The following is an 11982-nucleotide window of genomic DNA, read 5'->3' as shown; positions in this document are numbered from 1 at the left end:
GGCCCGACCAGCCCGGCTGCCGACCCGAACCCTAACTCTGAAGTTTAGGGTTACCAGTATGTCCGTTCCCTGGACTCTTCCGAACAGGACACTAAGTCGACAAGTGGCGCCCGTTCAACGAACACGCCGAACCTCCCGTTTTTCTTTTCACCCTATGTGATCACGCACAGCCATGACCAACCAGGGTGCTGGCCAGCACTGATGGGCGTCAACTCCCCGATACGGCAGGGGCGCTGGGCGCGCTCACATCAAAGTGCCCGGCTTTGGGAGCTGCTTTCATGAGCGCCGTGAGCGCACGGGCCTTCGCCTCGCCCGCCTCCGGACTGCCCCACACGACGCTGCGATCGCCACTCAACTCCAGGGAAATGTAGTCATATGAGACCACTTTCATGCTCTTCAGATCGGCTGCGACCTTTGCGGGGAGTTCGCTCCTGACGCGGACCGCCTCCGCGACAAGCCGGTCGGCGCCGAATCGCTTCAGACTCGCCGATCCGTCAACTTCCAAGCTCAGCAGGGGAACACCCTTCGGAGCGGTGTCGACCGTCGCGAACCGGACGCTCTTCGCATCCACTTCGACAAACTTTGCCCCCTTTTCCAGCAGCAGGACCGGCTTTCGCTCCGTCACGACCAGTTCGATCCCGTGCGGCCAAGACCGCTCGACGTCCACCGAGTCGATGCGTGGCAGCCTCTGTCGCAGCCTGGCCTCGATGGCGTCGGTGTCGACCGAGATGAGCGGCGCCCCGATCGGCACATGCGCCACGGCCTCGACCTCGCGGGGCGTGAGCACCTCGGCGCCGGTGGTCTTCACGTGTTCGGTCCGCAGCCACGCGGAACCGTAGAGCAGCCAGATCGCACCGGCGACGGCCACCAGCGCGCCGAAAGCGATCGACAGGGAGCGGGGCCCGGGCCGCCGGAAGCGCACGGCCGGAGCGCCCTTGCGGGGCGGGCGGACCTTGTCGTCCGGTCCGCCGGGGCCGCCCTTGGGCCCCGGCGCACCACGTTCCGCGGTGGTCGGTCCGGCCACGCTCCCTGCCTTCTCACGCCTGGCGGCGTGCCGCAATCGCCTCGTACACCATGCCGACGAGCAGTTCGTCGGCGTCCCTGCGGCCGAACTCGGCGGCCGCACGCGACATCTCGTACAGCCGGTGGGGATCGGCGAGCACCGGAAGGACGTTGCCCTGGACCCACTCGGGGGTCAGTTCCGCGTCGTCGACCAGCAGTCCGCCGCCGGCCTTCACCACCGGCTGGGCGTTGAGCCGCTGCTCCCCGTTGCCGATCGGCAGCGGTACGTAGGCGGCGGGCAGTCCCACGGCGGAGAGTTCGGCGACGGTCATCGCGCCCGCGCGGCAGAGCATCATGTCGGCCGCGGCGTACGCGAGATCCATCCGGTCCACGTACGGTACCGGCACATAGGGCGGCATACCGGGCATGTTGTCCACGCGTGGCAGCTCGTTCTTGGGGCCGACCGCGTGCAGGATCTGGATGCCGGAGCGCTGGAGCACGGGGGCGATCTGCTGGATCACCTCGTTGAGGCGGCGGGCGCCCTGCGAGCCGCCGGACACCAGCAACGTCGGCAGGTTGGGGTCGAGGCCGAAGGCCGCACGCGCCTCGGGACGGACCCGTGCGCGGTCGAGCGTCGCGATGGTGTGGCGCAGCGGGATGCCGATGTACCGGGAGTTGCGCAGCTTGCTGTCCGGTGTGGCGACGGCGACCCCCGCGGCGTACCGCGAGCCGATCTTGTTGGCGAGACCGGGTCGGGCGTTGGCCTCGTGGACGACGATCGGCACACCGAGGCGCTTGGCGGCCAGATAGCCGGGCAGCGCGACGTAACCGCCGAAGCCGACCACGCAGTCGGCCTTGGTGCGCTCGAGGATCTGCTCGGCGGCCTTGATGGTGCCGCGGAGCCGCCCGGGGACCGTGATCAGCTCGGGGGTCGGCTTACGTGGCAGCGGTACGGCGGGGATGAGGGCCAGCTCGTAGCCCCGCTCGGGCACGAGCCTGGTCTCCAGGCCCCGCTCCGTGCCGAGGGCCGTGATGCCCACGGATGGGTCCTGCCTGCGCAGGGCGTCCGCGAGGGCGAGCGCGGGCTCGATGTGGCCGGCGGTCCCCCCACCGGCGAGTACGACATGCACCGAAATTCACCGCTCTCCGGACGGACGCTTCTTGACGCGCCGTCTCATCGTCTTCCATCTCACCCCGGGCCTCCGCACGGCCAGGGCCGCCTTCGCCGCGGGATCCTCTCGCGCGAAGGCGATCAGCAGCCCGACGGCGAACATCGTCGGCAGCAGCGCGGAACCCCCGTAGGAGAACAGCGGCAGCGGGACGCCGGCGATCGGCAGCAGACCGAGCACCGCACCGATGTTGACCATGGCCTGGGCCGTGATCCACGTGGTGACGCCTCCCGCGGCGTATCTCACGAAGGGGTCCTCCGTGCGTCCGGCGACGCGGATACCCGCATAGCCTAGAGCCGCGAACAGAGCGAGCACCGACAGCGTCCCCGCCAGGCCCAGTTCCTCCCCGGCGATGGCGAAGATGAAGTCGGTGTGCGGTTCGGGTAGTTGGCCCCATTTTTCCACACTTGCTCCGAGGCCGGAACCGAACCATCCGCCAGAGGCAAGAGCATAGATGCCGTGCACCGCCTGCCAGCACTCGCCTTCCGGACCGAGGTCGATGGCGCCGATGCAGGACAGCCGGGACATCCGGTTCTCGTTGGTCCTGATGAGCAGCAGACCCACGAAACCGGCGATGCCGAGCACCCCCGCGAAGAGCCGTGTGGGCGCCCCGGCCAGCCACAGCAGTCCGAACAGGATCGCGGTGAGGATGATCGCCGTACCCATGTCGCCGCCGAGCATGATCAGGCCGAGGAGGAGGAAGGCGATGGGGACGAGCGGCACCAGCAGGTGCTTCCACTGGGTCAGCAGCCGCCGGTCCTGCTTGCGGGCGAGCAGATCCGCGCCCCACAGGATGAGCGCCAGTTTGCCGAACTCACTGGGCTGAAGCTGGAACGGACCGCCGAGGTAGATCCAGTTCTGGTTGCCGTTGACCGCGTGCCCTATCCCGGGGACCTGCACGAGCACCATGAGGAAGACCGTGACCACCAGGAGCGGATACGACAGGGCCCGGTGCAGTTTGACCGGCATACGAGACGCGATCAGCAGCAGGCCCGCACCGATGGCCGCCGCGACGAACTGCTTCTGGAAGAAGTACGAGGCGGGCAGCGAGTACTCCAGCGCCTGGATCATCGACGCGGAGTAGACCATGACGAGGCCGAGCACGGTGATCAGGAGGCTGCTGCCCAGGATCAGGTAGTACGCGGTGAGGGGGCGGTCCCAGGCCCTGCGCGCCTGCTCGTACAGCCGTCGCGGCCCGCGGGGGCCCTCCGGGCCGCCCGAGCGGCCCACGCCGCCCCGTACCCGTGGCAGGCGCCGTACGTCCCCGCCGGTACGGCTCCGCAGCGCGACGCCGGCTCCCCCGGCGGGCCCGGGCACCGGACCGGCCGGCACGAGCCTGGCCGCCCAGGCCCGCGCGGCGCGTACAGCGCGCAGGGACCCCTGGGCGAGCGACGCGGCTGCCCGGTCCCGTACACGCCCCTGTGTCGCCATGCCCACCGGGGAGCCGTCCGCCGTGCCCTGCGGGGAGCCTGGAGTGGTCGGCCTGGGCGGGTCGGCGGACGGGGCGGGGCCCAAGGGCTGGTCGGTGGCCGGCATGGTCGCTGTCCCCTCCAGTCGTGCCCGGCGGCAGCCGGACCTGGCGGCTGTCAGGCGTGCTCGGCGGCGAGTGCGCGGACCGCTTCCGCGAAAGCCTCGCCCCGCTTGTTGTAGTCGGTGAACATGTCCATCGAGGCGCAGGCCGGGGCCAGCAGCACCGTGTCCCCCGGCCGGGCGAGCGAGGCCGCCTCCCGTACCGCGGCGGACATCGCCCCAGTGTCGGTCCGGTCGAGGTCGACGACCGGGACCTCGGGCGCGTGTCGCGCCAGGGCTTCGCGGATCAGGGCGCGGTCGGCCCCGATGAGGACGACACCGCGAAGTCGCTTCGCCGACTTGGTGACCAGCCCGTCGAAGGTCGCTCCCTTGGCAAGTCCCCCGGCGATCCACACGATCGGGTCGTAGGCGGCCAGAGAGGCTTCCGTGGCATGGGTGTTGGTGGCCTTGGAGTCGTCGACGTACGCGACGCCCGCCACGTCCTCCACGTGCTCGATGCGGTGCGCGTCGGGCCGGAAGGCACGCAGTCCGTCGCGTACCGCGGCCGGCGCGACGCCGAAGGCGCGGGCGAGCGCGGCGGCGGCAAGGGCGTTGGCGATGTTGTGCGGCGCCGGCGGGTTGACGTCGGAGACCTCCGCCAGCTCCTGCGCCTGCTTCTGCCGGTTCTCGACGAACGCGCGGTCCACCAGGATCCCGTCCACGACACCGAGTTGGGAGGGGCCCGGCGTACCGAGCGTGAAGCCGATCGCCCGGCAGCCCTCCTCCACGTCGGCAGCGCGGACCAGTTCCTCGGTCGCGGGATCGGCGGCGTTGTAGACACAGGCGACCGTGTTGCCCTCGTAGATGCGGCCCTTGTCGGCAGCGTACGCCGCCATGGAGCCGTGCCAGTCGAGGTGGTCGGGGGCGAGGTTGAGCACCGCGGCCGAGTGGGCGCGCAGCGAGGGCGCCCAGTGCAGCTGGTAGCTGGAGAGTTCCACGGCGAGCACGTCGTAGGGCTCGTCGCCGGTGACGACGTCGATGATCGGCGTACCGATGTTGCCGATCGCCGCCGTCCGCAGGCCCGCCGCCGTCAGGATCGAGGCGAGCATCCGCGTTGTCGTCGTCTTGCCGTTGGTGCCGGTGATCGCGAGCCAGGGCGCGGCGTCCGGGCCGCGCAGTCGCCAGGCGATCTCGACGTCGCCGACGACGTCGACGCCCGCCTCGGCCGCCGCCTCGAAGAGCAGGCTGGACGGCTTCCATCCGGGCGAGGTGACGACCAGGTCGGTGCCCTTGGGCAGGGTCTCGGCGTCACCGAGGCGTACGGCGATGCCCAGTTCGGACAGTTCGGCCGCACGCGTGCGGTGCGTCTCGCTGTCGCCGCCGTCGACGACGGTGACGTGGGCGCCGAGCCCGGCCAGGGCGCGGGCGGCGCTGATGCCGCTCACGCCGAGGCCGGCGACGGTGACGTTCGAACCCTGCCAGTCGCTCACTTGTCTGCTGCCCATCCCGCGTAGAAGAGGCCGAGACCCACGATCACGCACATGCCCTGGATGATCCAGAACCGGACCACGACAAGGACTTCGGACCACCCCTTGAGCTCGAAGTGGTGCTGCAGCGGCGCCATCCGGAAGACCCGCTTGCCGGTCATCTTGAACGAACCGACCTGGATCACCACGGACATGGTGATGAGAACGAACAGTCCGCCGAGCAGGGCGAGCAGGAACTCGGTACGGGAGCAGATCGCGAGGCCCGCGAGTGCGCCGCCGAGTGCGAGCGAGCCCGTGTCGCCCATAAAGATCTTGGCGGGCGAGGTGTTCCACCACAGGAAGCCGAAGCAGGAGCCCATGAGGGCCGAGGCGACGACCGCGAGGTCGAGCGGATCGCGCACCTCGAAACAGGCGTTGGGATTGGTCAGGGTCACCGCGTTGGCGCAGGACTCCTGGAACTGCCACAGGCCGATGAAGGTGTACGCGCCGAAGACCATCACCGACGCGCCGGTGGCGAGGCCGTCCAGACCGTCCGTCAGGTTCACGCCGTTCGACATCGCGAGGATCATGAACAGGGCCCAGACCACGAACAGCACCGGGCCGATCGACCAGCCGAAGTCCGTGATGAACGACAGCTTGGTGGAGGCCGGCGTGTTGCCGCGCTGGTCGGCGAACTGCAGGGACAGCACGGCGAACGCGATGCCGACGATCAGCTGACCGGCCATCTTCGCCTTGGCGCGCAGACCGAGCGACCGCTGCTTGACGATCTTGATGTAGTCGTCGAGGAAGCCGACGAGGCCCATGCCCGCCATCAGGAAGAGCACCAGCACACCCGAGAAGGTCGGGTCCTCGCCGGTGATCACCTTGGCGAGCGCATAGGCGATCAGCGTGGCCAGGATGAAGGAGATGCCGCCCATCGTGGGCGTGCCCTTCTTTCCGGCGTGGCCGCGCGGGCCGTCGTCACGGATGAACTGCCCGTATCCCTTGCGGGCCAGGAGCTTGATCAGCAGCGGGGTACCGATCAGGGTCAGGAACAGACCGATGGCTCCCGCGAAGAGGATCTGCCTCATCGGACGGCACCCTCACCCTCGAGACCCTCGAGCAGAGCCTGCGCGATCCGCTCCAGACCGACCGACCTGGAAGCCTTCACCAGCACGACGTCTCCTGGGCGCAGCTCTCTGCGCAACAGGTCGACCGCCGCCTGCGCGTCGGACACGTGCACCGACTCCTCACCCCACGAACCCTCGTTGTATGCGCCCAGTTGCAACCAGGACGCTTCCCTGCCCCCGACCGCGACGAGCTTGCCGACATTGAGCCGGACGGCGAGCCGCCCGACCGCGTCGTGCTCGGCGAGTGCTTCGTCCCCGAGCTCGGCCATCTTGCCGAGCACCGCCCACGTACGTCCTCCCTTTGCCCGTGAGGCATCGCCCATGGCGGCCAGTGCGCGCAGCGCGGCGCGCATGGACTCGGGGTTCGCGTTGTAGGCGTCGTTGACGACCGTCACGCCGTCCGGACGCTCGGTGACCTCCATGCGCCAGCGGGAGAGGGTGCCCGCCTCGGAGAGCGCGAGGGCGATCTCGTCGACGGACATGTCCAGCTCATGGGCGACGGCGGCCGCGGCGAGCGCGTTCGACACGTGGTGCTCACCGTACAGCCGCATGGTCACGTCACTGCACCCGGTGGGTGTGTGGAGCGTGAAGGTCGGCTGTCCCAGGTCGGTGAGCCGGACATTCTCCGCGCGAACGGCGGCGTCGGCGGCCTCGCCGAACAGCAGCACCCGTGCTTTTGTCCGGGATGCCATGGCGCGCACCAGCGGGTCGTCGGCGTTGAGCACGGCGACGCCGTCCGCGGGCAGCGACTCGACCATCTCGCCCTTGGCCTCGGCGATCTGCTCGCGGCCGCCGAACTCCCCGATGTGGGCGGTGCCGACGTTCAGCACGAGGCCGATCCGGGGCGGGGTCAGTTCGGTCAGGTACCGGATGTGGCCGATTCCGCGCGCTCCCATTTCGAGCACCAGGTGTTCGGTGTCCTTGGTGGCGCGCAGCGCGGTGAGGGGAAGGCCGATCTCGTTGTTGAGGGAGCCGGGCGTCCAGACGGTGGGCGCCTTGCGCTGGAGCACCTGCGCGATCAGATCCTTGGTGCTGGTCTTCCCCGCCGAGCCGGTCAGCGCGACGACCTTGGTGCCGAGACGCTCCACCACGGCCCGTGCGAGGCGGCCGAGGGCGGCCTGTACGTCGTCGACGACGATCGCCGGTACGCCGAGGGGGCGGACGGCCAGTACGGCCACCGCGCCGGCCGCCACCGCGCGCTCGGCGTAGTCGTGTCCGTCGACGTTCTCGCCCTGGAAGGCGGCGAAGAGACTGCCGGGCTCGACGGCGCGGGAGTCGATGACGACGGGGCCGGTGACGGGTGCGGCCGGATCCGGTATGTCGTGCGACTGCCCGCCGACGATGTCTGCGATCTCGGCGAGGGAGAGGGCGATCACTTGGTCATCCCTGACTGTTCTCGAATTCGGTGACGCGTTTCGACGACGCGTCTCTGCGCGCCTCGATGGCTTCGCGGAGGACCTGGCGGTCGTCGAACGGGCGCACCACTCCGGCGATGTCCTGGCCCTGCTCATGCCCCTTGCCGGCGACGAGCACGGTGTCGCCCGGCTCGGCGCGGGCGACGGCGGCGGCGACCGCGGCGGCCCGGTCCTCGTAGACCATCACGTCGCCCCGCTCGTGGATGGGTACTTCTGCGGCGCCCGCCAGCATCGTGGCGAGGATGGCGAGGGGGTCCTCACCGCGCGGGTTGTCGGACGTCAGTACGGCGGTGTCGGCCAGCCGTGCGGCGGCGGCGCCCATCGGGCCGCGCTTGGTCTTGTCACGGTCGCCGCCGCAGCCGAGCACGATGTGCACCTTGCCCTCGGTGACCTTGCGCAGCGAGCGCAGGACCGATTCGACCGCGTCGGTCTTGTGTGCGTAGTCCACGACCGCAAGGTACGGCTGGCCCGCGTCGACCCGCTCCAGGCGGCCCGGCACGCCGGGCACGGCGGCGATTCCGTCCGCCGCGGTCTGGGGGTCGAGGCCGGCGACGGCGAGGGTGGCGATCGCGGCGAGGGTGTTGGCGACGTTGAACGGGCCGGGCAGCGGCGCCTGGGCGCGAATCCGCTCGCCCTTGGGGCCCACCGCGGTGAACGTGGAGCCGAGCGCGGTGACTTCGGCGTCCTCGGCCCGCCAGTCGGCGTCGGTGTGGCCCTCCGCGGAGAAGGTGGTGACCGGGACGGTGGCCTCCTCGACCAGCCTGCGGCCGTACTCGTCGTCGAAGTTGACGACGGCCTGCCGGCTGCGCCGCGGCGTGAACAGCTGCGCCTTCGCCTGGAAGTAGTCCTCCATGCCGGAGTGGAATTCCATGTGCTCGGGGCTGAGGTTGTTGAAGACGGCGACGTCGAAGACGCAGCCGTCGACCCGTCCGAGCACAAGGGCGTGGCTGGAGACCTCCATGGCGACCGAGTCGGCGCCGCGTTCGCGCATGACCGCGAAGAGCGCCTGCAGGTCGGTGGCTTCCGGGGTGGTGCGCTCCGACTTGATGCGCTCGTCGCCGATGCGCATCTCGACCGTGCCGATCAGGCCCGTGGAACGGCCGGCCGCCCTGAGGCCGCCCTCGACGAGGTAGGCGGTCGTGGTCTTGCCGGAGGTGCCGGTGATGCCGATCTGGAGCAGGTCCTGGCCGGGGTGACCGTAGATCTCCGTGGCGAGTTCGCCCATCCGGCCGCGCGGGTTGTCGGTGACGAGCACCGGCAGGCCGGTCGCGGCGGCGCGTCCGGCGCCCGCCTCGTCGGTGAGGATCGCGGCGGCTCCGAGGTCGGCGGCCTGGGCTGCGAAGTCGGCGCCGTGGAAACGGGCGCCGGGCAGCGCCGCGTACACATCGCCGGGGCGTACCGCACGCGAGTCGTGGGTGATGCCCGTGATCTCCGCGCGGCCCGGGGTCTGCACACCCAGCCGGGCCGCCAGCTCCTCGAGCCGCGTCGGGCGGGGCCGGTCCGGACGGGGCGCCCCCGGGTGTTTCTGGGAGGCGTCCTGCTGGGTGGTTCGGGTCTGATCAGCTTGTGGCACGGCGGTGAGCGTACCGGGCGCACCGGGCCCGGGCGAAAATGAGGTGCCCTCACCGGGCCGGTTCCCGGAATCGGGCGTGATCGTTGTCACTGGTGGTCCTCCGGTCACTCGCCGGGTTCGAAGGTCACGGGCAGCTTGGCGGGCCCCTTGCCGGTCGGGGCGACCTGCAGGGTCTTCAGCGCGAACTGCATGACCTGCTGATAGATGGGGCCGCAGATCTGTCCGCCGAAGTAGCTGCCCCTGGTGGGGTTCTGGATGGCGCAGTAGACGGTGATCTGCGGGTCGTCGGCCGGTGCGAAGCCGGCGAAGGAGGCGGTATAGCCCTTGTAGACGCCGAGTTCCGGGTCGACGCGGTTGGCCGTTCCGGTCTTCCCGGCGACGCGGTATCCGGGGATACGGGCCTTGTTGCCGGTGCCCTCCTCGTCGTCGACGACCGACTCGAGCATGGCGGCCAGTGTGTCGGCGGTCTTCTCGCTGACGACCTGGGTCTCCTCCGGTTCGGGCGCCGGTGTGAAGCGGCCGTCGGGGCCCTTGGTGCCGCGGACCAGCGTCGGCTCGATGCGGACACCGTCGTTGGCGATGGTCGAGTACACGGAGGCCGCCTGCACGGCGTTGACCGACAGGCCCTGCCCGAAGGGGATCGTGTACTGCTGCGAGGTGGACCAGTCCTGCGGCTTGGCGAGGATGCCGGGGGTCTCGCCCGGGTAACCGAGCCCGGTCGGGACGCCGATGCCGAACTTGCGCAGATAGGAGTGGAGCACCTTGTTGGCCTCCGGCTGGTTCTTGCCGAGCTGCCCGGTGGCCAGGATGGTGCCGATGTTGCTCGACTTGGCGAGTACGCCGTTGAGCGTGAGGTACCAGGTGGGGTGGTCGATGTCGTCCTTGAAGAGCCGGTCGCCCCGGTGCAGCCGGTTGGGGACGACGACATGGGTCCCGGGAGTCGCCTTCCCCTCCTCGAGCACGGCGGCCATGGACATCACCTTGGCGGTGGAGCCCGGTTCGAACGCGTCCTGGAGGGCGGCGTTGCCCAGTGGGAAGGTGCCGGCCCGGCCCAGGTCGTTGGGGTCGTAGCCGGGCGCGTTGGCCATGGCGAGCACCTCGCCGGTGCGGGTGTTCTGGACGATCACATAGCCGCGGTCGGCCTTCGACTTCCGGACCTGGTCCTCGATGGCCTTCTGGGCTGCCCACTGGATGTCGCGGTCGATGGTCAGCTCGACGTCGGAGCCGGGGACCGCGGGGACCTCGCTGGAGGTGGCGGTGGGCACGCGGCGGCCGCCGGACTGGGCGTAGGTGATGGTGCCGTCCTTGCCGGCCAGCGTCTCGTCGAGCATCGACTCGATGCCGCCGCCGCCCCGGTTCGCGGCGTTGACGAAGCCCAGTATCCCGGCGGCGAGATCGCCGTTCGGGTACACGCGCCGGCTGCTGGGCTCCTGGAAGACGCCCGCGAGCACATTGGCGCCGGGGCCGCCCCTGCGCTTGTCGGCCGCGGCCTTCTCCGCGTAGACGCCCTTGAGGTCCTTGATCTGGTTCCAGACCTGGGGGGTCTGGCGGCGGGCCAGCACGGCGTAGCGGGAGCCGGGCTTCTTGAGCTTCTCCGCGAGCTCGGCCGGTTCCTTGCCGAGGATGGGGGCGAGCAGTGCCGCCGCCTGTTCCGGCGCGCTCGGGGACTTGCTGTCCTCGAGCGTGAACATCTTCGGGTCGGCGGTGATGTCGTGCGCGTCGACGCTGGTGGCCAGCGCGACACCGGCCCGGTCGGTGATCTCGCCGCGCTCGGCGGCCAGCTTGTGGCTGAGGTAGCGGTTCTTCTCCGCCTTGGCCGCGTACGCGCTCGCGTCGACGGCCTGGACCTGCAGCAGCCGGACGACGAACGCCAGCATGACCAGCGTCAGACCCAGGCTGACCAGCCTCAGCCGGGGGCGCGGGTTGCTCAGCCGCACGCGCCGGGGGGCAGGACGCTGCCCCGGGCGGGGCGGACGGGAGCCGGAGCGCTGCCGGGGACGTGCGGCGGACTGGGCGGAGGGCCGCCGTGCGGGGCCTGGCACCCGGCGCCGCGGTGGTTCCTTGGAGGGCACTGCGTCACCTGCCGGGGGTCGTCGGGATCGGCTGCGGGGACGTACGGAGGGACTGGGCGGGCGCCGGGAGGACCGGTGCCTGCGTCGTCTGCGTCTGCGTGGACGCGGCGCTGCCCGGTTGGCCAGGGACGGCACCAGGCGGCGGTGCGGCCGGGGGCGGGGCCTGGGCGGACGTCGAGAGCTGCGAGGGCTCCGCGGTCGCCGGGTCGGACGCAGTGGGTGACGGCGAAGGCGGCACGGGCTGCGCGGTGGCCTTCTTCGGTACGCCGAGGACCTTGCCGTCCGGGCCGAGGAAGGCGGGGCCGCCGCCGGGCACCATGCCCAGTTCACGGGCCCGCCGCTCGAGGGCGTCAGGGGCCGAACGGCGGTCCACGTCCCGCTGCAGCGCCTGCTGTTCGTCGGTGAGTTCGGTGGTCTTCTTCCTCAGCTCACTCAGCTCGAACGAGCCCTGGTTGAGGGACGAGTTCAGCATCAGAAGCGTGATCAGTCCCCCGGCGAGCAGGATCACGACCAACAGGACGAAGGGGGTGCGCGCGGCGGAGCTCGGCCCCGACGGCATGAGCCGCGTGAGCCGCGCGGCCCGTCCCTTCAACTGCTTGGCCGCTGTGCTCAAGGTGTCCTCCGGTTCGCTTCTCCGCCGACTGCG

Annotated in this window: 9 protein-coding genes; all 9 read right to left on the bottom strand. The window is 70.6% G+C overall.

Going from position 1 to position 11982, the window contains the following annotated elements; all coding sequences use genetic code 11:
• Window positions 1-208 precede the first annotated feature (208 nt).
• The 9 genes from ACZ4SA_RS10790 to ftsL are packed head-to-tail and all read right to left on the bottom strand — an operon-like array spanning window position 209 to window position 11949.
• Window positions 209-1024 carry a cell division protein FtsQ/DivIB gene (locus ACZ4SA_RS10790; RefSeq protein WP_468272234.1) on the bottom strand — a complete coding sequence of 272 codons (816 nt, stop codon included), beginning with the start codon at window positions 1022-1024 and terminating at the stop codon, window positions 209-211.
• A 13-nt stretch (window positions 1025-1037) separates the two neighbouring features.
• Window positions 1038-2132 (bottom strand): undecaprenyldiphospho-muramoylpentapeptide beta-N-acetylglucosaminyltransferase, encoded by a 1095-nt coding sequence (gene murG, locus ACZ4SA_RS10785; protein WP_356638467.1) that lies wholly within the window; start codon window positions 2130-2132, stop codon window positions 1038-1040.
• Between the two features lie 6 nt (window positions 2133-2138).
• Window positions 2139-3707, bottom strand: coding sequence for a putative lipid II flippase FtsW (ftsW, locus tag ACZ4SA_RS10780; RefSeq protein WP_468272231.1), 1569 nt, complete (start codon window positions 3705-3707; stop codon window positions 2139-2141).
• 50 nt (window positions 3708-3757) lie between these two features.
• Window positions 3758-5185: a UDP-N-acetylmuramoyl-L-alanine--D-glutamate ligase gene (gene murD / locus ACZ4SA_RS10775; RefSeq protein ID WP_468272228.1), complete on the bottom strand. Its 1428-nt coding sequence runs from the start codon at window positions 5183-5185 to the stop codon at window positions 3758-3760.
• Window positions 5167-6237: a phospho-N-acetylmuramoyl-pentapeptide-transferase gene (gene mraY, locus ACZ4SA_RS10770; RefSeq protein WP_159692889.1), complete on the bottom strand. Its 1071-nt coding sequence runs from the start codon at window positions 6235-6237 to the stop codon at window positions 5167-5169. The genes murD and mraY overlap by 19 nt, the downstream gene beginning before the upstream one ends.
• Window positions 6234-7652, bottom strand: a complete 1419-nt coding sequence (locus tag ACZ4SA_RS10765) for a UDP-N-acetylmuramoyl-tripeptide--D-alanyl-D-alanine ligase (protein WP_468272226.1) — start codon at window positions 7650-7652, stop codon at window positions 6234-6236. Before ACZ4SA_RS10765 ends, mraY begins: the two co-directional genes overlap by 4 nt.
• A 4-nt stretch (window positions 7653-7656) precedes the next feature.
• Complete coding sequence (locus ACZ4SA_RS10760; protein ID WP_468272223.1) at window positions 7657-9354, bottom strand: UDP-N-acetylmuramoyl-L-alanyl-D-glutamate--2,6-diaminopimelate ligase; 1698 nt, start codon at window positions 9352-9354, stop codon at window positions 7657-7659.
• Between the two features lie 14 nt (window positions 9355-9368).
• Window positions 9369-11336, bottom strand: a complete 1968-nt coding sequence (locus tag ACZ4SA_RS10755; protein WP_468272220.1) for a peptidoglycan D,D-transpeptidase FtsI family protein — start codon at window positions 11334-11336, stop codon at window positions 9369-9371.
• A gap of 4 nt (window positions 11337-11340) precedes the next feature.
• Window positions 11341-11949 carry a cell division protein FtsL gene (gene ftsL / locus ACZ4SA_RS10750; RefSeq protein WP_468272218.1) on the bottom strand — a complete coding sequence of 203 codons (609 nt, stop codon included), beginning with the start codon at window positions 11947-11949 and terminating at the stop codon, window positions 11341-11343.
• Window positions 11950-11982 lie beyond the last annotated feature (33 nt).

Source organism: Streptomyces sp. NPDC027962 (assembly GCF_055566095.1).
Note: the sequence above shows the minus strand (reverse complement) of the source record. Positions and strands in the feature narration are given on the sequence as shown.

Coding starts and splice junctions, on each gene's coding strand:
- murD (WP_468272228.1), bottom strand. CDS start 5,185: ATGGGCAGCAGACAAGTGAGCGACTGGCAGGGTTCGAACGTCACCGTC.
- ftsW (WP_468272231.1), bottom strand. CDS start 3,707: ATGCCGGCCACCGACCAGCCCTTGGGCCCCGCCCCGTCCGCCGACCCG.
- mraY (WP_159692889.1), bottom strand. CDS start 6,237: ATGAGGCAGATCCTCTTCGCGGGAGCCATCGGTCTGTTCCTGACCCTG.